This window comes from Pseudomonas migulae (genome assembly GCF_043225285.1).
GTDB lineage: Bacteria > Pseudomonadota > Gammaproteobacteria > Pseudomonadales > Pseudomonadaceae > Aquipseudomonas > Aquipseudomonas migulae_C.
This window is the reverse complement of record NZ_CP171224.1, coordinates 4,327,464-4,352,054: the sequence shown is the minus strand read 5'-3', so window position 1 is coordinate 4,352,054 and position 24,591 is coordinate 4,327,464. Positions and strand designations below refer to the sequence as shown.

16 protein-coding genes are annotated in these 24,591 nt (G+C 61.8%); 5 read left to right on the top strand and 11 right to left on the bottom strand.

Annotation, left to right across the window (positions count from 1 at the left end; genetic code table 11):
- Positions 1-128: 128 nt before the first annotated feature.
- A complete protein-coding gene (locus tag ACF6ZU_RS19945) occupies positions 129-395 on the top strand; it encodes a hypothetical protein (RefSeq protein ID WP_392886276.1) in 267 nt (88 codons plus the stop codon).
- Between the two features lie 501 nt (positions 396-896).
- Positions 897-1,592 (top strand): aquaporin Z, encoded by a 696-nt coding sequence (aqpZ, locus tag ACF6ZU_RS19940; protein WP_392886275.1) that lies wholly within the window; start codon positions 897-899, stop codon positions 1,590-1,592.
- A gap of 15 nt (positions 1,593-1,607) precedes the next feature.
- Here aqpZ and ACF6ZU_RS19935 read toward each other — a convergent pair whose 3' ends face one another.
- Positions 1,608-2,732, bottom strand: a complete 1,125-nt coding sequence (locus ACF6ZU_RS19935) for a GNAT family N-acetyltransferase (RefSeq protein WP_392886273.1) — start codon at positions 2,730-2,732, stop codon at positions 1,608-1,610.
- 282 nt (positions 2,733-3,014) lie between these two features.
- On the opposite strand from ACF6ZU_RS19935, the gene ACF6ZU_RS19930 reads away from it, so the two are divergent.
- Positions 3,015-4,355: a putative porin gene (locus ACF6ZU_RS19930; protein ID WP_392886271.1), complete on the top strand. Its 1,341-nt coding sequence runs from the start codon at positions 3,015-3,017 to the stop codon at positions 4,353-4,355.
- Between the two features lie 243 nt (positions 4,356-4,598).
- Here the strand turns inward: ACF6ZU_RS19930 and ACF6ZU_RS19925 are convergent, their stop codons facing one another.
- From ACF6ZU_RS19925 to aceK, 3 genes are all read right to left on the bottom strand, one after another.
- The gene (locus ACF6ZU_RS19925; RefSeq protein ID WP_392886270.1) at positions 4,599-5,720 is read right to left on the bottom strand and encodes a beta-ketoacyl-ACP synthase III; all 1,122 of its coding nucleotides are present in this window, start codon (positions 5,718-5,720) and stop codon (positions 4,599-4,601) included.
- A gap of 316 nt (positions 5,721-6,036) precedes the next feature.
- Positions 6,037-9,948: an ATP-dependent RNA helicase HrpA gene (gene hrpA, locus ACF6ZU_RS19920; RefSeq protein WP_392886269.1), complete on the bottom strand. Its 3,912-nt coding sequence runs from the start codon at positions 9,946-9,948 to the stop codon at positions 6,037-6,039.
- A gap of 187 nt (positions 9,949-10,135) precedes the next feature.
- On the bottom strand, positions 10,136-11,854 hold the full coding sequence (aceK, locus tag ACF6ZU_RS19915) for a bifunctional isocitrate dehydrogenase kinase/phosphatase (RefSeq protein WP_392886268.1): 1,719 nt from the start codon (positions 11,852-11,854) through the stop codon (positions 10,136-10,138).
- 414 nt (positions 11,855-12,268) lie between these two features.
- Here aceK and ACF6ZU_RS19910 point away from each other — a divergent pair, with 414 nt between their 5' ends.
- Positions 12,269-13,894 carry a methyl-accepting chemotaxis protein gene (locus ACF6ZU_RS19910; RefSeq protein ID WP_392886266.1) on the top strand — a complete coding sequence of 542 codons (1,626 nt, stop codon included), beginning with the start codon at positions 12,269-12,271 and terminating at the stop codon, positions 13,892-13,894.
- Between the two features lie 71 nt (positions 13,895-13,965).
- Positions 13,966-14,874 (top strand): DMT family transporter, encoded by a 909-nt coding sequence (locus ACF6ZU_RS19905; RefSeq protein ID WP_392886264.1) that lies wholly within the window; start codon positions 13,966-13,968, stop codon positions 14,872-14,874.
- A gap of 126 nt (positions 14,875-15,000) precedes the next feature.
- Here the strand turns inward: ACF6ZU_RS19905 and ACF6ZU_RS19900 are convergent, their stop codons facing one another.
- From ACF6ZU_RS19900 to ACF6ZU_RS19870, 7 genes are all read right to left on the bottom strand, one after another.
- Complete coding sequence (locus ACF6ZU_RS19900; RefSeq protein WP_392886262.1) at positions 15,001-16,581, bottom strand: aldehyde dehydrogenase (NADP(+)); 1,581 nt, start codon at positions 16,579-16,581, stop codon at positions 15,001-15,003.
- A 135-nt stretch (positions 16,582-16,716) separates the two neighbouring features.
- Entirely contained in the window at positions 16,717-17,712 is a 996-nt protein-coding gene (gene araD1, locus ACF6ZU_RS19895) for an AraD1 family protein (RefSeq protein ID WP_392886260.1), read from the bottom strand.
- Positions 17,713-17,765: 53 nt separating this feature from the next.
- Positions 17,766-18,941 (bottom strand): L-rhamnonate dehydratase, encoded by a 1,176-nt coding sequence (locus tag ACF6ZU_RS19890; protein WP_008043480.1) that lies wholly within the window; start codon positions 18,939-18,941, stop codon positions 17,766-17,768.
- A 33-nt stretch (positions 18,942-18,974) separates the two neighbouring features.
- Positions 18,975-20,300 carry an MFS transporter gene (locus ACF6ZU_RS19885; protein ID WP_392886257.1) on the bottom strand — a complete coding sequence of 442 codons (1,326 nt, stop codon included), beginning with the start codon at positions 20,298-20,300 and terminating at the stop codon, positions 18,975-18,977.
- Between the two features lie 504 nt (positions 20,301-20,804).
- The gene (locus ACF6ZU_RS19880) at positions 20,805-21,809 is read right to left on the bottom strand and encodes a 4-hydroxythreonine-4-phosphate dehydrogenase PdxA (RefSeq protein WP_392886255.1); all 1,005 of its coding nucleotides are present in this window, start codon (positions 21,807-21,809) and stop codon (positions 20,805-20,807) included.
- Positions 21,806-22,762: an amidohydrolase family protein gene (locus tag ACF6ZU_RS19875; protein WP_392886253.1), complete on the bottom strand. Its 957-nt coding sequence runs from the start codon at positions 22,760-22,762 to the stop codon at positions 21,806-21,808. The genes ACF6ZU_RS19880 and ACF6ZU_RS19875 overlap by 4 nt, the downstream gene beginning before the upstream one ends.
- Positions 22,755-24,095 carry an MFS transporter gene (locus ACF6ZU_RS19870; protein ID WP_392886251.1) on the bottom strand — a complete coding sequence of 447 codons (1,341 nt, stop codon included), beginning with the start codon at positions 24,093-24,095 and terminating at the stop codon, positions 22,755-22,757. The genes ACF6ZU_RS19875 and ACF6ZU_RS19870 overlap by 8 nt, the downstream gene beginning before the upstream one ends.
- Between the last annotated feature and the right edge of the window lie 496 nt (positions 24,096-24,591).

The window sequence follows — 24,591 nt, the reverse complement described above, 5'->3', positions numbered from 1 at the left end:
CAGTGGATCGGGTTCACACGGTCAAAACTGTAGGAGCCAGCTTGCTGGCGATGGATGTTAACGAAGACGCGGGCTGTCTAGATGAACGCGGTGTCTGAGCGTGCCTGGTAGCCGACCTGGCTCTCCGCTTGACCGCATTTCCCTGTGGGAGCGAGACCGGCTTGCCGGCGATGGACGTCAACGATGACGCGGGTTGTCTGATCGCACGCGGTGTCCGGGCATTTTTCGCGAGCAGGCTCGCTCCTACAGTGGATCGGGTTCACACGGTCAAAACTGTAGGAGCCAGCTTGCTGGCGATGGATGTTAACGAAGACGCGGGCTGTCTGGATGAACGCGGTGTCTGGGCGTTTTTCGCCAGCAAGCTGGCTCCTACAGGGAATCGCGTTCGCTTTTGACTTTCACCACTCATCAGGCCGAGCGCTAGCTCGCCTTTCGCTTTTGATCTGGCTTTTGAGGTGCACGCCCCCTCGAGAGGCCGAGCGCAGGTTCTGCGCAGTGGGCAACCCGGCATGGATGCCGGGTTAGCCGCCCCCGGCCATGGATGGCCGATGGCGGCGGGCCCACGGAGCAGGACCGGAGCGAGGGTATGCCGAGCCTTGGCGAGGCACCGAACGAAAGGGGCAAGAGCCCTTGGTTACTTGGGGCTTTTCCAAGTGACTCGCTGTAAGAGCGAAACCGCCAGTCGCCATCAAAAAAATAACGGATATGCCCCCAACACCGCCCGTCCAAAACTCCACCAAACCCCGTCCCCAACAGGCTCTGGCAGTTTCGAACCCACTGGATTTCCAGAAAAACCCTGCTGTACTCAGCCAAGGTTCTGGAGATGAGCCTGTCGTAAATCTGCAGGATGCATAACTCGATACAGTCTCGATAGGAAACCTATCAAGGACACCCTCATGTCTCTGTTCAAACGTTCAGTCACTGAGTTGTTAGGTACGTTCTGGCTGGTGTTGGGGGGTTGCGGCAGTGCGGTTCTGGCCGCGTCTTCTCCGCTGGGAATCGGCGTCCTCGGGGTGGCCATCGCGTTTGGTCTCACCGTGCTGACCATGGCCTTCGCCATCGGCCACATCTCCGGTTGCCACCTCAACCCCGCCGTATCGGTCGGTTTGTCAGTCGGTGGTCGATTTCCCGCCAGGGAACTGCCCGCCTACATCATCGCCCAGGTCATCGGCGGGATCATCGCCGCCGCGTTGATCTACTACATCGCCAGCGGCAAGGAAGGCTTCGACCTCTCCGCCGGCCTCGCCTCCAACGGCTACGGCGAACACTCCCCGGGGAAATACTCGATGGCCGCCGGCTTTGTCTGCGAGCTGGTGATGACCGCGATGTTCGTGCTGATCATCCTCGGCGCAACGGATAAACGAGCACCCGCCGGGCTGGCACCGATCGCCATCGGCCTGGCCCTGACGCTGATCCACCTGATCTCGATCCCGATCACCAACACCTCGGTCAACCCGGCGCGCAGCACCGGCCCGGCGCTGATCGTTGGCGGCTGGGCCATCGCGCAATTGTGGATGTTCTGGGTCGCGCCTTTGCTGGGCGCGGTGATCGGTGGCGTGACCTACCGATGGCTGGGCAAGGAAGGCACCTGAACCCACGGACGAGGATCAGCCTTGTCGATAAGGCAAGGCGGTCCTCGCGTCCTCGGCATACGCCAGCACGCCCAGCCGCTCCTGTTGCAGGAAATCCTTGACCGCAGCCTTCAGGCCCGGATGGCGCAGGTAATGCCAGGAATGGGTGATCACCGGTTCAAAGCCGCGAATCAGCTTGTGCTCGCCTTGAGCGCCGGCATCAAAACGCTGGAAGCCGTTGGCGATCGCATAGTCCATGCCCTGGTAGAAACACGTCTCGAAATGCAGGCGGTCGAACTCCGCCAGGCAACCCCAGTAACGGCCATAAAAACTGTCACCGCCCACCAGACTGAAGGCCATCGCCACCGGTCGTGAGCCTTGCTTCGCCAGCACCACCCGAATCGATTCCGGCATGCGCTCAGCCAATAGACTGAAGAACTCCCGCGTCAGATAAGGCCGTTGCCGACGCACCGCATAAGTGTTGGCGTAGCAGGCGTAAACGAAATCCCACTGCGCCTGATCCAGCTGCCGACCTTCCAGCCATTCGAATTCGAAACCCTGCCCCGCCACCTGCTCTCGTTCCTTGCGCATCTGCTTGCGCTTGCGGGAACTGAGAACGTCGAGGAAGTCCTGGAAATCCCGATAACCGCGATTTTGCCAGTGGTACTGACAGCCGACGCGCTGCAGCCAGCCGGGTTGTTCCGCCAGCGCCGCGTCGGTGAACGGATCGGTGAAGTTGATGTGCGCGCTGGAGAGTTCTTCGATCTCAAGGTAGCCGGGCAAACTCTTCAGCAGTTCGAAACCGTCTTCGACGCTGGCCGCGAGCAGGCGCGGTCCGCTGACCGGGCTGAACGGCACGGCGGTCAACAGTTTCGGGTAATAGTCGATACCGGCACGCTCGCAGGCATCGGCCCAGGCGTGATCGAACACGTACTCGCCGTAGGAATGCCACTTGCGATAGCTGGGCAATGCGGCGATCAACCGGCCCCCTTCCATGTGCAGCAAATGTTCGGGCTGCCACCCGGAATGCGGACCGACGCTGCCACTGTCCTCCAGCGCGCTGAGAAAGGCATGGCGCAGGAACGGCTGAGCCTCCGGCACCAGGGCATCCCAGGTGTGCGGTGCGATCTCAGACAGTTTTTCCAGACGTTGCAACGGCATCCACTTCTCTCCGGTTAGCGGGGTAGAGCCCTGCGAGTATCGCTGATCGCTGGCGTTTCCACACGCCGCAAACCGCCGACAGACGTGCCAATAAAAAGTTCATCCCATCTTTGTATCGTCATCGAGACGCCATCACATTGCCACTGCTTTGTCATAAACCATCGCGATACTGGCGCCAGTTTTTAGAGCGTCGGGTTCTAGCCCGGCCACTGTTTTCCGTCCTTCAACGGTCGGTTGTGCCCTGGATGGCTCAGTCATCCCCTCTCATCTTCGGAGATTGATATGCGTCTTGCTTCCACGAAAACTGCGGCGGCCCTGTGTGGCGGTCTGCTGCTGGCCATGAGTGTACCGGCCAGCGCCGCAGTCGACGCCAAACTGCTCGACATGCTCAAGGCTAACGGTTCGATTACCAACGCGCAGTACAGCGAACTGCAAGCCGAACTGGCCCGGGATCAGAAAGACCAGCAAATCGCTCGTCAGGCTCAACAAGAGACCAACGAGCAGATCGCGGCCACCGCGAAGAAAACCGAAGCGCTGAGCACCTTCGACCAGAAACTGGCGTGGGCTGCCAAGACCCAGTTCAAGGGTGACGTGCGTTTCCGTCAGGAAAACGTCCACAACGACAGCGTATCCAACACCGGCGACCAGAGTCGCCAGCGCATTCGTGCCCGCCTGGGTGCCTACTCCGAAATCAACCCACAAGTTGACACCGGTATCCGTATCGCTACTGGCAGCAACGATGACGCTCGCTCCACCAACCAGGACTTGAACAACTACTTCGACAAGAAGTCGATCTGGCTGGACCTGGGCTATGTCGACTACCACCCTGACGCCATCAAGAACCTGCACTTCGTTGGCGGCAAGATGCCACAACAATGGGTCAGCATGGGCGACATCATCTGGGATAGCGACATCAACCCGGAAGGTCTGGCAGTAACCTACAAATACCCACTGGGCAGCAGCACCGAGCTGTTCGGTAGCGCCGGCCACTACACCCTCAAGGACAACGTTGACGGTGAAGGCGTGCAGTTCAAACACGACCTGCGTCTGTACGCTGGCCAGTTGGGCGCTCGCTTCGCGATCACTGACAACCTGAAAATGACCCTGGGCGGCAGCGTTTACGCCTACGACAACGACGAAAACAGCCCGGAACTCGCGCCACCATCAACCGCAACCAACCCAAGCCAACTGGCCACCAACGGCAACACCTTGGGTGAAGAGTTCAAATTGTACGAAGGTTTTGGTCAACTCGACATCGGCGGCCTGCCAATGCCGCTGTCGCTGTACGGCCAGGTCGTCAACAACGACAGCGCCAGCAACGATCAAGACATGGGCTGGTTGGCCGGTGTGAAGACCAAGGTTTACGGCTTTGGCCTGGACTACAACTACCGCGACGTACAGCGTAACGCTGTGGTCGGTGCCTTCACCGACTCTGACTTCGCCAACGGTTTCACCGGTTCGCGTGGCAGCAAGCTGAAAGTGAGCTACGAGCTCGACAAGAACTTCACCCTGGGTGCGACTTACTTCCTGGCGAAGACCGACTACTTCAGCAACACTGCCAGCGCCAATCGCAAGGACACCAACATCAACACCCTGCAACTGGATGCCGAAGCCAAGTTCTGATTTTCACGCTACACGACTCGGGCAAGGAAGCCTGAGCTGATTTTAAAAACTCGCGTTGCCGTATCGGTCCCCATCATCCGTCCGATACTGCAGCGCGAGTTTTTTTGTTTCCGGCGTTAACCTGTAGGAGCGAGCCTGCTCGCGATTATCTCGATACCGCTGCGGGTTATCAGGTACCCAGCGTTATCGTTGACGACCATCGCGAGCAGGCTCGCTCCCACAGGGTTCAGGCTCCGGGTCGGATCAGCGTTTACGCAGAATCACGCTACCAATCGAATAACCAGCACCGAACGAGCTGAGCACCGCCAGCGAACCCGCGGCCAGGTCATCCTGGTTCTTGTGAAACGCAATCACCGAACCGGCAGAGCTGGTGTTGGCGTAGGTGTCGAGAATCACCGGCGCTTCTTCTTCGGTGGCTTCGCGACCCAGCAGTTTCTTCACGATCAAGTGGTTCATGCTGAGGTTGGCCTGGTGCAACCAGAAGCGCTTCACGTCGGCGACGTTGAGCTGGTTCTCTTCCAGATGCGCACCGATCAGCTCCGCGACCATCGGGCAGACTTCCTTGAACACCTTGCGGCCTTCCTGCACGAACAGTTTGTCCTTGGCACCGATGCCCTCTTCCGCAGCGCGGTTGAGGAAGCCGAAGTTGTTGCGGATGTTGTTAGAGAACTTGGTCAGCAATTTGGTGCTGACCACGTCGAACTGGTACTTGGACGTCGCCAGGTCCGCACGCTCGATAATCACCGCGGTAGCGGCGTCGCCGAAGATGAAGTGGCTGTCGCGGTCGCGGAAGTTCAAGTGACCGGTGCAGACTTCCGGGTTGACCATCAGCACGGCCCGGGCCTGGCCCAGTTGCACGCTGTTGGCGGCGGCCTGGATGCCGAAGGTGGCCGAGGAGCACGCCACGTTCATGTCGAAACCGAAACCCTGGATGCCCAGGGCTTCCTGGACTTCGATGGCGATGGCCGGGTAGGCGCGTTGCAGGTTGGAGCAGGCAACGATCACGCCGTCGATGTCGGCGGCGGTTTTGCCGGCGCGCTGCAAGGCTTGCTCGGCCGCGCCGATGGCCATCTGGCAAAGAACCGACCACTCGTCGTTCGAGCGTTCCGGCAGGCGTGGGGTCATGCGTTGCGGGTCGAGAATGCCGTCCTTGTCCATGACAAAGCGGCTTTTGATACCGGAGGCTTTTTCGATAAACGCGGCGCTGGATTCGGTCAAGGCTTCGACTTCGCCACGGGCGATGGCGTCGGCGTTGTCGGCGTTGAATTGCGCGACGTAAGCGTTGAAAGACTGCACCAGCTCTTCGTTGGAGATGCTGTTGGCCGGGGTGTACAGGCCGGTGCCGCTGATGACGACGTTATGCATGGTCGTTTCTCTAATCTGTTCAGGCAGAAAGCATTGGCACCGACGTACCAATACATAAAGGGTCTGTTCCCGTCACAGGAAGCAAACCAGGCATCGCTTTATTCCGCACCGCCCGAACCTGTAGAGGCTCAAAACCGCGGTTCCGGCGTTTATAGGCGCGAAGTTTGCCATAAACGTTGGGGTTTGGCCCTATTTGCGAGAACAACACTGTACCCGTGGGAGCGAGCCTGCTCGCGAAAGCGGTGTGTCAGTCACCGTGAAGGGTGACTGTTCTGACGCCTTCGCGAGCAGGCTCGCTCCCACAGGTGGTGTGGCGCTACGGCTCGACCAGGGTCCATTGCTTGTTCAGGCGTTTGTCGGAGATCGGCACCTTGGTCCCCAGTTGCTGGGCGAACAGCGACACCCGGTATTCCTCCAGCCACCAGCGATACAGCTCCAGCTGCGGATCACGCTTGCCTTCCTGCGCATGTTTGCTGGCGCGGGTCTGGTACTGCGTCCAGAGACCGGACAACTCACCGCTCCAGACCCGATCCTTCTGCACCTGAGCGCCGAGCTTCTCGAAGCGCTGCTCGATGGCTTTCAGATAGCGCGGCAGTTCCTTGAGCCACTGCATCGGCGTTTCCCGGACAAAACCCGGGTACACCAGATGACTGAGCTGCTGCTTGATGTCGTTCAGGGCCACGGCTTGCGCCAGGTCGATCTTGCCCTTGAAACGCTTTTGCAAACCGTGCCAGAGCTTGAGAATCTCCAGGGTCAGCTTCGCCAGACGCTCGGCGTGTTCGGTCCAGCCACCGCGCTTGCGTTCGGCCAGTGCCGCCAGCCCCGCACCGTCGCGCGGCAACGGGTCTTCGCCGTCGAGAATGCAGCTATCGAGACTGGCCAGAAGAATGTCTTCCACCAGCGCGTCGATGCGGCCCATGTCGCGGTACATCAGGCCCAGCTCGGTCAGCCCCGGCAACTTGCCGCGCAGGAATTTCGCCGGTTCCGCCAGTTGCTGCATCAGCAAACGCTGCAAGGCACGACGGTGCTGGAACTCGGCTTCGGCCGGTGTCGAGAACCGCCCTTCCTTGACCGTCCCGCCCTCTTCCACGAGCGCCGGATAGACCGTCATCGACAGCCCGGCGATCTTCTGTTGGGTTTTTTCCGCCACCGCCGCGAAGACTTTCGCCTCCACCGGTTGCTGGCTTTTCGCAGTTTGCGGGACCGCCAATGCGGCCTGACTGGCTTCAGCGAAACGTGCAGTCAGCTCCGCCAGATCACGCCCTTCGCCGAGGAACTTGCCCTGGCCGTCGACGATTTCCAGGTTCATCCGCAAATGGCTTTCGACCTGCTGCGCCGCTTCGGCCCAGGCTTCATCGCTGACCCGCGCACCGGTCATGCGCAGCAGTTCGCGGCCGAGTGCCTGCGGCAACGAACCTTCGGCAAAGGTCATGCGCTGCAATGCGGCTTTGACGAAGTCCGGCACCGGCACGAAATTCTTGCGCAGCGCCTTGGGCAGGTTGCGCACCAGCGCGATGCACTTGGCCTCGATCACGCCGGGCACCAGCCACTCCAGGCGTTCCGGCGGCAGCATCGGCAACAGCGGGGCCGGCACGCGCAAGGTCACGCCGTCACGCGGGTGATTCGGTTCGAAGTGGTAACTCAGCGCCAGCTCCAGATCGCCGATGTGCAAGGTGTCCGGGTAATGCGCGGCCGTCACTTCGCTGGCTTCGCGGGCCAGCACGTCCTCTTCGCGCATGATCAGCAACTGCGGATCTTTCTGGCTGTTGATCCGATACCAGCTGTCGAAGGTCGCGGTCTGGTGAATCTCCGCCGGCAGCCGCGCGTCGTAGAAGGCGAACAGGGTTTCTTCGTCAGCGAGGATGTCGCGACGTCGGGCCTTGGCTTCCAGTTCGTCGAGCTGTTCCAGCAATTGTTGGTTCGCGGTCAGGCATTTGGCCTTGGACTGAATCTCGCCGCGCACCAGCGCTTCTCGAATGAACAGCTCGCGGGACACCACCGGATCGACCGGCCCGTAGTGCACCGGCCGGCGCCCGACCACGATCAGCCCGAACAAGGTGATCTGCTCGAACGCCACGACCTGGCCGCGCTTCTTCTCCCAATGGGGCTCGAAGTGGTTTTTCTTGATCAAGTGCCCGGCCAGCGGCTCGATCCAGTCGGCGTCGATCTTGGCGACCATGCGCGCATAGAGCTTGGTGGTTTCCACCAGCTCGGCGGTCATCAGCCATTGCGGACGCTTCTTGCCCAGCCCCGACGACGGGTGAATCCAGAACCGCCGCTGCCGGGCGCCGAGGTAATCGCCGTCCTCGGTTTTCTGGCCGATCTGGCTGAGCAATCCGGAGAGCACGGCTTTGTGCAGCTTCGGATAATCCGCCGGCTCTTTGTTGAGGCTCAACTGCATGTCGCGGCAGATCAGGCTCAGCTGACGGTGCGAGTCGCGCCACTCGCGCAGACGCAGGTAATTGAGGAAATTCTTGCGGCACCAGTTACGCAGCGGGCTAGCGGTCAGCGCCTGGCGCTGCTCTTCGAAACCGCGCCACAGATTGACCAGCCCGGCGAAGTCCGAGTCCACGTCTTTCCATTGCGCATGAGCCTGATCCGCCGCTTGCTGACGCTCCGGCGGACGCTCGCGCGGGTCCTGGATCGACATGGCACTGGCGACGATCAGCACTTCCTGCAAGCTGCCGAGTTTCGCCGCTTCCAGCAGCATGCGGCCCATGCGCGGGTCCACCGGCAGGCGCGCCAGGTTGCGGCCGAGCGGGGTCAGCTGGCTGTTGCGGTCCACCGCCGAGAGCTCTTGCAGCAGGTTGAAACCGTCGCTGATGGCCTTGCCATCCGGCGGTTCGATGAACGGAAAATCAGTGATCTCGCCGAGACGCAGATGCAGCATCTGCAAGATCACCGCCGCAAGGTTGGTGCGCAAAATCTCCGGGTCGGTAAATTCCGGACGACCGAGGAAATCCTCTTCGCTGAACAAGCGCACGCAAATGCCCGGCTCGACCCGACCGCAGCGGCCTTTACGCTGATTGGCGCTGGCCTGGGAAATCGCTTCGATGGGCAGGCGCTGGACCTTGGCGCGGTAGCTGTAGCGGCTGATTCGCGCGGTGCCGCTGTCGATCACATAACGAATGCCCGGCACGGTCAACGAGGTTTCGGCGACGTTGGTTGCCAGCACCACGCGACGCCCGGGGTGCGACTGGAAAATTCGCTGCTGTTCGGCCGGCGAAAGCCGCGCGTACAACGGCAGGATTTCGGTGTGCTTGAGCTGGGCCTTGCGCAGCATGTCGGCGGCGTCGCGAATCTCGCGCTCGCCGGGCAGGAACACCAACACATCGCCGGGGCTCTTGCGCTCGCTGCGTTCGAACGCGGCGATTTCGTCGAGGGTGGCGAGGATCGCCTGATCCACGGTCAGGTCATCCTCGACGCGGTTGCCCTCCTCGTCCTGCTCCAGGGTCAAGGGGCGATACCAGGTTTCTACCGGGAACGTACGGCCCGAAACCTCGACAATCGGCGCGTCGTCGAAATGCTTGGAGAAGCGCTCAAGGTCGATCGTCGCCGAGGTGATGATGACTTTCAGGTCCGGGCGACGGGGCAGCAAAGTTTTCAGGTAACCGAGCAGGAAGTCGATGTTGAGGCTGCGTTCGTGGGCTTCGTCGACGATGATCGTGTCGTAGCGTTCGAGGTAGCGGTCGTTCTGGGTTTCCGCCAACAGGATGCCGTCGGTCATCAGTTTGATCAGGGTGTTGGAATCGCTCTGATCCTCGAACCGCACCTGATAGCCGACCAGCGCGCCCAACGGCGTCGCCAGTTCTTCGGCGACCCGGCTCGCCACGCTGCGCGCCGCGATTCGACGCGGCTGGGTGTGGCCGATCAAGCCATGCTGGCCGCGACCGATTTCCAGGCAGATCTTCGGCAGCTGGGTGGTTTTACCCGAGCCGGTTTCGCCGGCAATGATCAGCACCTGATGCTTGAGCAGCGCGTCCTTGATTTCGTCGCGCTTGGCGGCGATCGGCAAACTGTCGTCGTAACGAATCACCGGCAGGCTGGCACGCCGCGCCAGCACCTGATCGCAGGACGCCTGCATGCGCGTGACCCACTGGGCCAGCTTGGCCTCGTCGGGTTTCTTGCGCAGCTCAAGCAACTGCCGCCGCAGCCGGTGGCGGTCGGCGAGCATGGCGTGATCGAGGTTTTTCAACAGTTTGTCGATTGCAGGCGATTCGTCAGTCATCAGGTACGCAATAAGTCGTCTAGTGGCGCAGGGGGCGGATTGTCGCAGATTTTACGACCGCTGCGCGGCCGAATCGCGAGCAGGCTCGCTCCCACAGTGGATCTCCAGCGACCACAAAATCGCGGGTACCACGATTAAATGTGGGAGCGAGCCTGCTCGCGATTCGATTGTACGCAATCGCAGAGAACTACTCGGTATCGAGGCCCTTGCGCCGATACGGGAACACATCGATCACCTTGCCGGCGCGAATCGCCTCTTGCAGGCTTTTCCAGTAATCGGCGTTGTACAGCTCGCCATGCAATTGGTCGAACAACCGGCGCTGCCCGGAATCGGCAAACAGAAACGGTGGAAACTCTTCGGGGAACACGTCCAGCGGCCCGATCGAATACCACGGCTCGGAGGCCATTTCGTCTTCCGGCGTGCGCGGTTGCGGGATGTGGCGGAAGTTGGCTTCGGTCAGGAAGCAGATCTCGTCGTAGTCATAAAACACCACGCGGCCGTGGCGGGTGACGCCGAAGTTTTTCAGCAGCATGTCGCCGGGGAAAATATTCGCCGCCGCCAGTTGCTTGATCGCCAGGCCGTAATCTTCCAGCGCTTCACGCACCTGCGCTTCGTTGGCGTGTTCCAGGTACAGGTTCAACGGGGTCATCCGCCGCTCGGTCCAGCAGTGGCGGATCAGCACCGTGTCACCTTCGACCGACACGGTGGACGGCGCCACCTCAAGCAGTTCTTCAAGACACGCCGGTTCGAACTTGCTCAGCGGGAAACGGAAGTCGGCGAACTCCTGGGTATCGGCCATGCGCCCGACGCGGTCGACGCTTTTCACCAGGCGATACTTCTCGATCACCGTGGCGCGGTCGACGTTTTTCGAGGGCGAGAACCGGTCCTTGATGATTTTGAACACGGTGTTGAAACCCGGCAGGGTGAACACGCTCATGACCATGCCGCGCACGCCGGGGGCCATGATGAACTGGTCGTCGGTGTTGGCCAGGTGGTTGATCAACGCGCGGTAGAACTCGGATTTACCGTGCTTGTAGAAGCCGATCGAGGTGTACAGCTCGGCGATGTGCTTGCCCGGCAGAATGCGCCGCAGGAAGCCGATGAACTCCGCCGGCACCGGCACGTCGACCATGAAGTACGAACGGGTGAACGAGAAGATGATCGACACGTCGGCTTCGTCGGTGATCAGCGCGTCGATCTGGATGCCGCGCCCCTCGAGGTGCAACAGCGGAATCGCCAGCGGCCACTGCTCATCGGTGGTGTAGATGCGCCCGACCAGGTACGCGCCCTTGTTGCGGTAGAGCACCGAGGAGAACAGCTCGACGCTCAGCTCCGGGTCCTTGCACACCCAGTCCGGCAGGTTCTCGCGCAGTTGCGCTTCGAGGCGGCGCAGGTCGCCCGGCAGGTCGGCGTAATCCTCGCTGAAACGGTAGTCGGCAAAAATGCTCGCCAGCATCCCGGACAGCTGCCCCTGGGGTTTGTAGGTCCGGGTTTGCGCGGCGCGCGCCCGGCGCAGGCTTGGCCGGGTGGTGTGGATGAACATGCAGCCGTCGCTGATCAGGTCATGGCTGAACAGCCCGCAGAAGATCGAGTTGTACCAGGTCTCGGACAGCTCATCGTCGAAGCGCAGGTCGATCAGCGTGATGTACGCGCTTTTGACCAGTGGCCAGCAGCTGACATCCAGGGTGTCGGCGTCGAATGCGATGCGCAGCCGGCCGACGGTTTCACTGACCTTTTCTTCGTAGAGGTTGATCCGCGCCGCCGAGGCGACTTGTGTCTCCTGCCACAGGGCTTGCTCGAAACGCGCCCGGGCACCGTCGGTGATCTGCCGGAAATGCTCGCGGTAATCGTCAAAGCCATCGAGGATCATTCGGGCGATGTCGGCGGCTGGCCATTGCTGCGGCATGGTGAGACCTCTGCGGGAATTCGGATCGCCTGAGCTTAGCCAGTGAACCGGGTGCAGGAGAAGCGTAATTTTTTGCCCCACAGGCGAAAGATTCATTTGGTTACAGATGTTTTTCGGTTTTTTTTAATTCGACCGATCGGTCAGTAACAAACCTCTTCAGTCATCCTTTCCACAATGAATCGATTCATCTACAGCCCTTGGATTGATTGGGTTTCGGATCCAATCTGCCCACCCCTCCGTCGAGCACCGTGATATTTCCGGGCCTCCCTTCAGTACCCGCTCCCCTGAAAACACCTTACGGATTGGTCTTACCAAAAAGGTGGCACTTTGATATACACGCCGCGTTTCCCCGCCTAAAAACAAGATCCCCGGTACACGAGGACTACCTCCCAATACGCCTAAGGAGCACTTTGCATGTCTATAAGGAATCTGCGCATCGGTATGCGCGCAAGCTTGAGTTTTGCGGTACTGGCCGGCCTTCTGGTGCTGGTCGGGTTGTTTGGCCTCGGTCAGATGGCAACCCTGCGCGAGAGCGCGACGGTCATCGAGGAATCGTGGATGCCGAGCATCGAAAGCATCCACGACAGCGCGGCCAACATCGCCACCATCCGCCTGGAATCGTTGCGGATGATCGCCAACCACCAGAGTGCCGTCCGGGAAAAGAGCAAAGGGATCCTGAGCGCCCAACGCCAGGAACTGCTCAAACGCCTCAATGACCACACGACGCTGCTGTCCAACGACCAGGAACGGGCCATGCTCGACAGCCTGAGTGCGGCCGTCGGCAAGTACCTGGCGATCCTCGACCAGATCATTATCCAGATCGATGCCGGCCAGGATGAACAGGCCTACGCCCGTCTCAACAATGAACTGGCCCCTCAGGGCAGCGTGCTGGATAAATCCCTGGAGTCGATGATCAGCTTCAATCAGCAAGGGGCCGATGCGGCCGCCGACGCTGCGGCGGCGATGTACCAGCGGGCGCAATGGATCGTCGGTGCAATCATCGTCTTCGCGTTGATCGCCACCTTGCTGTTGGCCTGGATGCTGACCCGCAGCATCACCTCGCCAATCAATCAGGCGTTGAACGTCGCGCGCCGGATCGCCTCGGGCGACCTCAGCGGCCAGATTGCCAGCGACGGCAAGGACGAAGCCGCGCAACTGCTCGACGCCCTCGCCGAGATGCAAGGCAACCTGCGTTCGACCATTCGCGGCATCAGCGAATCGGCGCGGCAACTGGCCTCCGCCGCCGAGGAAATGAGTTCGGTGATGGAAGAAAGCACCCGTGGCCTGCAGCTGCAGAACGACCAGATCGAGATGGCCGCCACCGCCGTCACCGAAATGAGCACCGCAGTGGACGAGGTCGCCGCGAACGCCGTGTCCAGCGCCGAGGCCTCCCAGGCGTCGAACGAGGACAGCAAGCACGGCCACGTCCAGGTCAGCGAAACCATCACCTCGATTCAGGGCCTGGTCAGCGAAGTGCTCGACGCCTCGAAACAGGCCGAGGGCCTGGCGGTTCAGGCGCAGGACATCAGCAAAGTGCTGGAGGTGATTCGCGGCATCGCCGGGCAGACCAACCTGTTGGCGCTCAACGCCGCCATCGAAGCCGCCCGCGCCGGTGAGGCCGGACGCGGGTTCGCCGTGGTCGCCGATGAAGTGCGCTCGCTGGCGCAACGCACCCAGAACTCCACCGAAGAAATCGAGCTGATGATCAACAACATCCAGCAAGGCACCGGGGCGACGGTCAGCGCGTTGCAAAGCAGTGCCGAGCAGGCGAACCAGACGTTGCGCCGGGCCAACAGCGCCGGCAGCGCTTTGGAGAAAATCACCGCGTCGATTTCGCAGATCAACGAACGCAACCTGGTCATCGCCAGTGCCGCCGAACAGCAAGCGCTGGTGGCGCGGGAAGTCGATCAAAACCTGGTGAACATCCGCGATCTCTCGACCCAGACCGCCGCCGGTGCCACCCAGACGTCGGCCGCCAGCCAGGAACTGTCGCGGCTGGCGGTCGACCTCAACGGCCTGGTGACCCGTTTCGTAATTTGATGCCGGTTTTTCGGTTGCCATAGGCAAGGCTCTCGGCAACACTCTCGTCCCCATCAAGGAAGGAGTGCACCGTGAGCCCTGTCGATATCGTTCGTTTACTGTCGCTGGCGGCCATCTGGGGTGCGAGCTTTCTGTTCATGCGCATCATCGCCCCGGTGATTGGCAGCATCCCCACTGCGTTTTTCCGTGTCTCGATTGCGGCGGTCGGGCTGCTGGTGATTGTCGGCCTGATGCGCATCAGCTGGGATTTCAAAGGCAAACTGAAAACCGTGATGCTGCTCGGGGTGATCAACTCCGGGATTCCGGCGACCCTCTATTCCGTGGCGGCCCAGGTGCTGCCCGCCGGTTACTCGGCGATTTTCAACGCCACCACACCGTTGATGGGGGTGTTGATCGGCGGCCTGTTCTTCAGTGAACGGCTGACGGCGGCCAAGCTCGGCGGGGTGTTTCTCGGGTTGTTCGGGGTCGGCATTCTGACCCGTGCCGGCCCGGTGGCCTTCGACCTGCCCCTGCTGATGGGCGCCCTCGCCTGCCTGCTCGCCACCACCTGCTACGGCTTCGCCGGTTTCCTCGCCCGCCGCTGGCTCGACCAGGCCGGCGGTCTCGACAGTCGTCTTTCGGCGCTGGGCAGCATGCTCGGGGCGACCTTGTTCCTGCTGCCGCTGTTCGGCTACAGCGTGATCAGTCAGCCACCGGCGAGCTGGGGCGGCTGGAGCGTGTGGCTTTCGCTGCTGGGGTTGGGCCTGGGGTGCACGGCGTTTGCGTACATCATCTACTTCCGCCTGCTCACCTCGATCGGGCCTTTGAAATCGATGACCACGACCTTCCTGATTCCGCCGTTCGGGGTGTTGTGGGGGGCGTTGCTGCTGGATGAGCCGCTGTCGATGGCCCATGTGTATGGCGGGGTGTTGATTGCGGCGGCGTTGTGGCTGGTGTTGAAGCCTTCGGTGATGAAGAAGGTTGAGGTGGTGGCCAGATAGTTTTGTGGCGTTTGGGATGACGCCATCGCGAGCAGGCTCACTCCCACATTAGGCCGAGTTCGCCCAGACAACTCGGTCAACTGTGGGAGCGAGACCGGCTTGCCGGCGATGGCGGTGGTTCAGGCACTACAAGGCTGACTGACTCACTTCACCATCCACCAACCGCCGAATCCCCAGCGGATTGGCATTCTGCAACGCCTCGGGCAGCAACCCGTCCGGATAATTCTGGAAGCACACCGGCCGCAGGAATCGATCGATCGCCAGCGTCCCCACCGACGTCCCGCGCGAATCCGACGTCGCCGGATACGGCCCGCCATGCACCATCGCCTCGCAGACTTCGACCCCGGTCGGGTAGCCGTTGAGCAAGATCCGCCCGACCTTTTCCTGCAACAACTCGGCCAGCCAGCGGTGTTCCAGCAACTCTTCGGCCTCGCCGATCAGCGTAGCCGTCAGTTGCCCGCGCAAGCCGTGCAACGCGGCCGCGAGCTGTGCCTGGTCCTCGACTTCGATGACGATGGTGGTCGGCCCGAACACTTCTTCCTGAAGCAGTTCATCGCCCTTGAGCAACAGGCTGACATCGGCCTTGAACACCTGCGGTTGCGCCTGATTACCCTGCTGCGGTTGGCCCGCCAGGTGCGTCAGCCCCGGATGCTCGTGCAGCTCGCCCAGGCCCTTGCTGTAGCTGACCAGCGCGCCGGCGTTGAGCATGGTTTGCGCCGGCTGCTGGTTCATGTTGGCGCAGAACTGTTCAAGAAAGGCGCTGAACTGCGGCGAACGCAAACCGATGACCAGACCCGGATTGGTGCAGAACTGCCCGCAACCCAGGGTCACCGAACCGGCCAGTTGCGCCGCGATCTGCTCGCCCCGCACCTTGAGTGCTTCGGGCAACAGGAACACCGGATTGATGCTCGACATCTCGGCGAACACCGGGATCGGTTGCGGCCGGGTCGCGGCCATGTGGCTCAGGGCATTGCCGCCCTTGAGCGAACCGGTAAAACCCACGGCCTGAATCGCCGGGTGCTTGACCAGCCACTCACCGACGCCACCGCCATAAATCATGTTGAACACACCGGCCGGCATGCCGGTTCGTTCGGCGGCGCGGATGATCGCGTCCGCGACCCGTTCGGCCGTCGCCATGTGGCCGCTGTGCGCCTTGAACACCACCGGGCAACCGGCGGCCAGGGCCGAGGCGGTATCGCCGCCCGCCGTGGAAAAGGCCAACGGAAAGTTGCTCGCGCCGAACACCGCCACCGGGCCGAGACCGATGCGGTACTGGCGCAGATCCGGACGCGGCAGCGGCTGACGATCCGGCAGTGCCCGGTCAATCCGCGCGCCGTAGAAATCACCGCGACGCAGGACCTTGGCGAACAGGCGCATCTGGCCGCTGGTGCGTCCGCGCTCGCCCTGGATGCGTCCTGCCGGCAACGCCGTTTCGCGGCACACGGTGGCGACGAAATCATCGCCCAGCGCATCGATTTCATCGGCGATGGCGTCAAGGAACGTGGCGCGTTTTTCTGCGCTCAGGTTGCGATAGATCGGGTACGCGGCAGCGGCGGCTTTCGCGGCGGCATCCACTTCGGCTTCGGTCGCCTGGAAGAAGGTGCCGGGCAACGGCTCACCGGTGGTGGCGTCGAGGCTTTGCAGTTGCAGCGTGCCGTTGGCGCTGCGCTGGCCGCCGATGTAGTTGTATCCAGATTGCGTAGTCATAAAAGTATTCCTGATCGATTGGCACAGACCTGTAGGAGCCGGCTTGCCGGCGATTGGCCTTCAAGCCTTGCATCGATCTCTCGGACGCAATCGCCGGCAAGCCGGCTCCTACAAGGGCGGATGTTCCGGCTGCTTTTAGAGCGCGCGAATCTGGCCGATGGCCAACGGCTGGGCACTCTCGCCGATGCCGTTTTCCAGCGGTGCGCCAAAGGCGTCGAGGCTGATCTGGAAGCGATCCCCCGGCTGGGTTTTCACGCCGTCGGCAAACGACAGCGTGGCGGTACCGAAGTAGTGCACGTGGACATCGCCGGGACGCAAAAACTGCGCGTACTTGAAGTGGTGGAATTCGAGGTTGGCGAGGCTGTGGCACATGTTGTCTTCGCCACTGAGAAACTCTTTTTCCCAGAGGGTTTCGCCGTTGCGGATGATGCGGCTGGTGCCCGCCAGATGCCGGGGCAATTCACCGACGCGCAGTTCCGGACCGTAGGCGCAGTAGCGCAGTTTCGAATGCGCGAGGTACAGGTAATTGCGGCGCTCCATGACATGGTCGGAGAACTCGTTGCCCAAGGCATAACCGACGCGGTACGGCTGCCCGTCGTCGCCGATCACGTAGAGGCCGGTCAGCTCCGGCTCTTCGCCGGCGTCTTCGGCAAACGGCGGCACCGGGAAATCGGCACCGGGGCGCACGACGATGCTGCCGTCGCCCTTGTAGAACCACTCCGGCTGCGCACCGACCTGACCGGCCGCCGGTTTCCCGCCCTCAAGGCCCCACTTGAAAATGCGCATGGTGTCGGTCATGCCGGCTTCGACCGCACCGTCCTGCTGGTGCATCTTGTCTCGCGCCGAGGCACTGCCCAGGTGAGTCAGGCCGGTGCCGCTGATCAGGCAGTGGGCCGGGTCTTCGTGGTCCAGCGGCGGCAGGACGTTGCCCTGCTGCAACAGCTGCGCGTAATCCGGGCCCGGTTCAGTGCCGCGCTGGGCCACTTCTTCTTGCAGGCTGCGTTGCGCACGGATCGCCGCGAGTGCCAGTTCACGGGTGCTGCGGGTGCCTTTGAGCACCTGGACCTGCGAACCTTCGACGACGCCGACCTGACGCTCACCGGCAGTGTTTTCAAATTGAATCAGGCGCATGTCGGCCCTCCAGAAAGTCGTGAATGGCGCCGCCCGTGAGCGGCGCCTCAAGGTCACTCGATGATGTTGAAGTCGCTCAGGTATTCATCGGAGATTTCCAGGCCCAGGCCCGGCTTGTTGTCGTCGAGCTGGATGTAGCCGTTGACCGGTTGCGGCTCGCCCTTGAACACGTAGTAGAAGAGTTCGTTGCCGACTTCGACGTCGAACACCGGGAAGAACTCGGCCATCGGCGAGGCGGTGGTGGACATGGTCAGGTGGTAGTTGTGCATCTGCCCGGCATGCGGGATCACCGGCACCGACCAGGCTTCGGCCATGGCGTTGATCTTGCGCGCGGCGGTGATGCCGCCGACGCGGTTGGTGTCGTACTGGATCACGTCGACGGCGCGCCGTTCCAGCAGGTCCTTGAAGCCATAGGAAGTGAACTCGTGCTCGCCGCCGGAGATCGGCATGATCCCCATTTTTTTCAGCTCGATGTAGCCTTCGATGTCATCAGCGATCACCGGTTCTTCGAGCCAGCGCGGCTCGAACTCGGCGAGTTTCGGCAACATGCGGCGCGCATATTCCAAGGTCCAGCCCATGTAGCATTCGAGCATGATGTCGATGTCCGGGCCGGCCAGTTCACGCAGTGCGCGCACTTGTTCGATGTTCTTGCGCATGCCCGCCGGGCCGTCTTTCGGGCCGTAGCCGAAGCGCATTTTCAGCGCGGTGAAACCCTGGTTCAGATAGCCCTGGGCCTCTTCGAGGAACAGGTCGAGGTTGTCGTTGGCGTAGAGCTTGGAGGCGTAGGTCCAGATCTTTTCCTTGGTGCGCCCGCCCAGCAACTTGAACACCGGCTTGTTGACCGCTTTGCCCATGATGTCCCAGATCGCGATGTCGATCGCCGAGATCGCCGCCATGCCGATGCCTTTGCGACCCCAGGCGTGGCTCTGGCGGTACATTTTCTGCCAGATGTATTCGTTGTCGAACGGGTCTTCGCCAATCGCAATCGGCGCCAGGTAGGTGTCGATGATTTCCTTGGCAACACGTGGCGCCAGGGCGCAGTTACCGATGCCGACGAGACCGGTGTCGGTCTCGACTTCCACCACCAGCCAGCCGTGGAAACGGAACGAGCCCATGGCGTCGCCGCGCTCGAACAGGATGTCGCTGGCGTTGGTGCAGAAGTGCGCTTGTGGGGGAACGACTTTGCCTTTCCACTCGAAAACGCGGGTACGGATTGCTTTGATTTTCATGAATTCAATTCCTTGCTAACGCTTGGGTAGTGATCAGCCAACCTGAGCCGGTGTGAGCTGCGAGGGTGATTTGGGGGTGTGGGTGGTACGAAGTCGGGACAGCAGGACGGCGCCAACGATGCCGACCAGGGCCAGGGCGAACATGCCGGCGCGAGGGTCGGCGAAACTGGTTTCCATCACGGTTTTCAGGTTCGGTGCGACGAAGCCGCCAAGGTTGCCGATGGAGTTGATCAGGGCGATCCCGCCGGCCGCGGCGGCGCCGCTGAGGTAGCTGGTGGGAATGGTCCAGAACAGTGGCTGCACCGAGACGAAACCGGCAGCGGCGAAGCAGAACGCGAGGACCACCGGAACCATGCTGGTGCCCAGCGCCGAGGCGGCGATGCCGAGGGCGGCCATGGTCAGCATGCACACGGCGAGGCGACGGTGCTGGCCGGTGCGGTCGGCGTAGCGAGTGACCAGGCGAGTGACGATCAGGGCGCAGATCCACGGGATGGCGGTGATCAGGCCGACGTTGAGGCCGACATGACCATCGAGCAGACCGGCGATGCGGGTCGGCAGGTAGAACACCACGCCGTACACACTCATCTGAATGGTGAAATACGCCAGGCAGAATTGCAGCACCCGAGGGTTACGCAGCGCACTGAGAAAACCGTGGGGGCTGCTGTCTTTTTTCTGTGCGTCTTCTTCGCTCAGCGCGGTTTGCAGCGCGTGTTTTTCATCGACACTCAACCAACGGGCATCGGCCGGACGGTTGACCAGGTAGAAGTACGCGGCGATGCCGACCACCGAGGCCATCAGGCCTTCGACGACGAACAGCCACTGCCAGTTGGTCAGGCCGAACACACCGTGGAAGTCCAGCAACCAGCCCGACAGCGGGCTGCCCAACACCAGCGCCAACGGCAGTCCGAAGTAGAACAGGCCGAGCGCCTGGCCACGGCTCTGTGCCGGGAACCAGTAGGTGAGGTAAAGGATGATGCCCGGGAAGAAACCGGCTTCGGCGACGCCCAGCAGGAAGCGCAGGACGTAGAAAGTTTCGGCGTTGTGGGCAAACATCATCGCCGCCGACACCAGGCCCCAGGTGACCATGATCCGGCACAGCCAGACCTTCGCGCCGAGGCGGTGCAGCATGTAGTTGCTCGGCACTTCGAAGAACGCGTAACCGATGAAGAAGATGCTCGCGCCGAACGCGAACGCCGCATCGCCCAGACCGGTGTCGGCCTGCAATGCCGCTTTGGCGAAGCCGACGTTGGAGCGATCGATGAAGGCGAGGATGTACATCAGGATCAGAAACGGCAGCAAACGCAGCCGGCTTTTGGAGATGGCACTGGACAGAGCCAGGGCGAAATCTGGACGGGTCATGTGAAGGTTCCTTTGCTGCCGGTATGTGCCTTGCGGAAGTGACAAGGCGGGCTTTTTGTAGTTGTTGAATCGTGCGATCGAGGCGGCTCGGGTGGCTGGCTCTGGTCATTCGATGGAGCGACTTTAGCCAGCGCATGGGGCGACGGATAATCACTTATGCGCATCCATCGATAACCTGGGGTGATAGGTAAGTGCGTTTATTGCCTAGATCGAGTTATCAGAGCCCACACAAAACTGTAGGAGCCGGCTTGCTGCGGGCGGCGTTCCGGCGATAGCGGTCTGACAGGCACTTCACCTGTGTCTGTCAGACCGCAATCGCTGGCAAGCCAGCTCCTACAGGGTTTTGCATGGTCCACAAATTTTGGCTACACCACCGAAAACTGTAGGAGCCGGCTTGCCGGCGATGGCGGTCCGCCAGGCACTTCATGGGTGTCTGTCGGACCGCTATCGCCGGCAAGCCGGCTCCTACAAGGGTTGCGGTGTGTCAGTTGGTTTTGCGGGGGGTCAGTAGTTGTTGGTGCCCATCCGGCAGGCGATTTCGAAGGCCTGGCGGATCGCGCCGACGTTCGCCTTGCCCTGGCCGGCGATATCGAACGCGGTGCCATGGGCCGGGGTGGTGATCGGGATCGGCAGGCCGCCCTGGACCGTCACGCCGCGGGAGAAGCCCATCAACTTGATCGCGATCTGCCCTTGGTCGTGATACATCGTCACCACCGCATCAAACGCGCTCGCATCGCCCTGGACCTTGAGGAAAATCGTGTCGCCCGGATACGGCCCTTCCGCTGCGATACCCAACGCCTGCGCTGAGCGCACCGCCGGGCCGATGATGTCCAGCTCTTCGCGACCGAACGAACCGTTGTCGCCGTTGTGCGGGTTCAAGCCACACACGCCGATGCGTGGTTTCTCCAGGCCATTGCGTTTGAGCGCGGTGTCGATCAACTGGATCGCTTCCACCACCCGCGCTTGCGTCAACATCCCCGGCACCTCTGACAGCGCCACATGGGAGGTCACCCGCGAGGTCCAGAGGTTGTCGAGCACGTTGAACTCGCAGAACGGCCCGTGGAAATCCAGCAGCTCGGCGAACCAGTGCAGTTCATCGTTGTGCGCCATGCCGGCCATGTGCAGCGAGGTCTTGTTCAGCGGCCCGAACAACACCGCGCCGGTGGTGCCGGCCTCGGTCAGGCGCAGGGCTTTTTCCAGGGTGTCGAGGCTGTAGCGGCCGCCAATGACACTGGCTTCACTGCGCGGGAATTCACCGACGGTGTCGCCACGAAAGTCATAGAACAGCGGCGTGTCATCGACAAACGACAGCTGGTCCAGCGACTCGACACGCCGGTACGGAAACTCCACCCCGGCGATGCGCATGCCGCGACGCATTTCCGCTTCGTCGGCGATCAGGATCACGTTGGCCTGGGCGCGAACCTGAGGTTCCGCGAGCAGGCGCGCGATCAGTTCCGGGCCGATACCGGCCGGGTCGCCCAGGACCATGGCGATGGTTGTCTTGTTCATGCTTCACTCCTCAAAGGTTCGGGCCACGTACGGTCAATGGCGCAAGGCTCGCAGCGATAGACCCGCTGCGCGTTGCTGTAGAACAGGCGTTCCTGATCCGCCCGTGGCAGGTCAGCAACGATGGATTTGAAACCGCTGTAGATGTCGTCGAACGAGCCACACAGGCTGTCCACCGGGAAGTTGCTGGCGAACATCACGCGATCGGTGCCGAACATGGCAATCACTTCGCGCACGATCCACGCGTTGTCTTTGGCGCGCCACGCCCGCCCTTGCAGGCCCAGCCCGGAAATCTTCACCTGCACGTTCGGCCACTCGGCCAACCGTGCCATCGCCAGACGCCAGCCCGCCAGGCCTTCGGCGCTGCGGTCATTGGGCAAACCGGCGTGGTTGAGAATCAGCGTGGTGCCGGGAAAGTCCCGGGCCAGGCGTTCGGCTTCGAACAGGTTCCACCAAGGCGTCTGCAAATCGAAATGCAACCCCAACCCTTGCAGCGCGGCGTAACTGCGGCGCCAGCGTTCATCGCTCATCAGGCTACGCACATGGCCGACCTGCGCGGTCGAGGTCGGCCCGCCCGGCTTGTGGCGAACGCTGCGCACGCCCTTGAAACTGGCCTGCTCGGTGAGCACTGCGATGGCGTCCGGATGATCGAGCCAGGCTTGCGCAACGATGGCATTGGGGACGCCGTACCGCGCGGCCAGACCTTCGATGAAACGGGTTTCGCCAATCGGGTCCCGCGGGTCCCACTCGGTCTCGACATATACCGTCTGCACGATCTTATGCGCGCCCGCGTCGGCGAAATAATCGTCGGGAAAATAGCGCCGCTTGATCGCGCTGTAGTCACCGTAGCGAAACGGGATGTCGGCTTCGGGCGCGAGCCACGGGTGGTGATTGATCGTCGGGTCCCAGAAGTGGTGATGGGCATCGATGATCGGACCGTCATACAGCTTAGTCATGCCGCACCTCGTCGAGACTGATGAACAATGTGGCGAATACGAAGACTGCCGAACACGCCGCGAAGAACCCCAGCACCGGCGCAAAACCTCCAGCCATTTGCAGGATCACGCCGACCAGGATCGGCACCGCAATCCCGCCGGTGCTACCGGCCATGTTCATCACGCCGCCGATCAGACCGACCCGCGCCGGCGCCGCCAGCAACGCCGGGAAGCTCCAGTAGAGGCTGCCCCACATCAGGAAAAATGCAGTCATGGCCAACAACGCCACGGCGGCAAAAGGATTGCTCAAGGTCGGCAGCAACAGGAACGCGCCGAGGGCAACCAGGCCGGAAAACGCCAGCAGGCTCTTGACCGCGACACCCCGACTGACGCCTTTGCGGATCAGCCCGTCGCAGAGGAAACCACCGGTCAATGAGCCCAGCGCACCGCAAACGAAAATCACGAAGGTGGCGGCGCCGATGCCCTTGATATCGAAGCCGCGAGCCTGTGCCAGGTAACTCGGGCCCCAGGTCAGCAGGCCGAAATACACCATCGCCCAACTGGCGCGGCCGATCAGCAAACCGCTCAGGGAACGCGCGGCAATGCCCAGGCCCTTGACCGGCACTCGCGCGGCTTCGGCAGCCGGCGTGGCACGCCCGGCGTTGATCTTCTCCAGCTCTTCGGCATTCACTTGCGGATGGCTGGCCGGGTCATCCCGCAGGTAACGCCGCGCCAGCCACGCCAGCACCAGTGTCGCGATGCCAGCGATCACGAACGCCAGGCGCCATGAGTCCAGCGAGGCAATCAGGTAGGCGATGATCAAACCGCCGAGCGCCACGCCCAACGGGCTGCCGCTGTCCATCAGCACCGCGCCGCGACTGCGTTCGCTCGGGGCCAGCCACAGCGAAATCAGCTTGCCGCCGGACGGGAACAAAGGCGCCTCGGCGGCACCGAGAGCGACGCGGGCGAACAGCAATGACAAGCCGCCGGTAGCGAATGCCGCCAGCACCTGGAACGTCCCCCACAACCCGGTGGACCAACTGATCACGCGGTGCGGGCCGAAGCGGTCGATCATCCAGCCGCCGGGAATCTGCAACAGCGCATAAGCCCAGAAAAAGCTGCTGAGGATCAGGCCTTGCATGCTCGGTGACAGGGAAAATTCATGGGCGATGGTCGGCATCGCGATGGACAGGGACACCCTGTCGATCAGGTTGACCATGGTCAGCGCGAAGATGATCGCGAAGATCCGCCAGCGCACGCTGCTGGCCTTGGTGGTGCCGGTCAGCGGTGTGGCCGCGGTGACGGGCTGGGCAACTGCGCCGGGCAATTGCAGGGAAGCACTGGGACGGGCCATGGTGCGTACCTCTATTTATTATTTTTGTGAAGTTGCAAACACTGACCTGTAGGAGCCGGCTTGCTGGCGATTGCGGTGTATCAGTCAACATTGATAGCGCCTGGCCCACCGCGATCGCCAGCAAGCCGGCTCCTACAGTTGCGCTGCGTTTTTTTCGGCATTGGCGAGCACTATCGAAGGCTCACTGATAACCGTCTAATCAAAACTTGAAATAAGGCGATAGCCTTGGGTTATGTCACAGTCTGCTTTCAGCGGCCTTGCAAGCAGAAATACATTTCCCTGTAGGAGCGAGCTTGCTCGCGATGGTCGTCAACGATTACGTGGGGAACCTGACTCCCCGCGGTGTCATTGAGCTCATCGCGAGCAAGCTCGCTCCTACAAGGATCGCGTGAAATTGTCCGAGCGATAACCCCAGGCTATCGGTGTATGTATTGTTTTGACTAGACGCGGCGACGGACGCTTCCCACACTCAGGCCAGGCTTGCAGCTTTACCGCA

Excerpts from the sequence above, each read along its gene's own strand:
- aqpZ (WP_392886275.1), top strand. The coding sequence starts at position 897 with ATGTCTCTGTTCAAACGTTCAGTCACTGAGTTGTTAGGTACGTTCTGG.
- ACF6ZU_RS19935 (WP_392886273.1), bottom strand. The coding sequence starts at position 2,732 with ATGCCGTTGCAACGTCTGGAAAAACTGTCTGAGATCGCACCGCACACC.
- ACF6ZU_RS19930 (WP_392886271.1), top strand. The coding sequence starts at position 3,015 with ATGCGTCTTGCTTCCACGAAAACTGCGGCGGCCCTGTGTGGCGGTCTG.
- ACF6ZU_RS19925 (WP_392886270.1), bottom strand. The coding sequence starts at position 5,720 with ATGCATAACGTCGTCATCAGCGGCACCGGCCTGTACACCCCGGCCAAC.
- hrpA (WP_392886269.1), bottom strand. The coding sequence starts at position 9,948 with ATGACTGACGAATCGCCTGCAATCGACAAACTGTTGAAAAACCTCGAT.
- aceK (WP_392886268.1), bottom strand. The coding sequence starts at position 11,854 with ATGCCGCAGCAATGGCCAGCCGCCGACATCGCCCGAATGATCCTCGAT.
- ACF6ZU_RS19910 (WP_392886266.1), top strand. The coding sequence starts at position 12,269 with ATGTCTATAAGGAATCTGCGCATCGGTATGCGCGCAAGCTTGAGTTTT.
- ACF6ZU_RS19900 (WP_392886262.1), bottom strand. The coding sequence starts at position 16,581 with ATGACTACGCAATCTGGATACAACTACATCGGCGGCCAGCGCAGCGCC.
- araD1 (WP_392886260.1), bottom strand. The coding sequence starts at position 17,712 with ATGCGCCTGATTCAATTTGAAAACACTGCCGGTGAGCGTCAGGTCGGC.
- ACF6ZU_RS19890 (WP_008043480.1), bottom strand. The coding sequence starts at position 18,941 with ATGAAAATCAAAGCAATCCGTACCCGCGTTTTCGAGTGGAAAGGCAAA.
- ACF6ZU_RS19885 (WP_392886257.1), bottom strand. The coding sequence starts at position 20,300 with ATGACCCGTCCAGATTTCGCCCTGGCTCTGTCCAGTGCCATCTCCAAA.
- ACF6ZU_RS19880 (WP_392886255.1), bottom strand. The coding sequence starts at position 21,809 with ATGAACAAGACAACCATCGCCATGGTCCTGGGCGACCCGGCCGGTATC.
- ACF6ZU_RS19875 (WP_392886253.1), bottom strand. The coding sequence starts at position 22,762 with ATGACTAAGCTGTATGACGGTCCGATCATCGATGCCCATCACCACTTC.
- ACF6ZU_RS19870 (WP_392886251.1), bottom strand. The coding sequence starts at position 24,095 with ATGGCCCGTCCCAGTGCTTCCCTGCAATTGCCCGGCGCAGTTGCCCAG.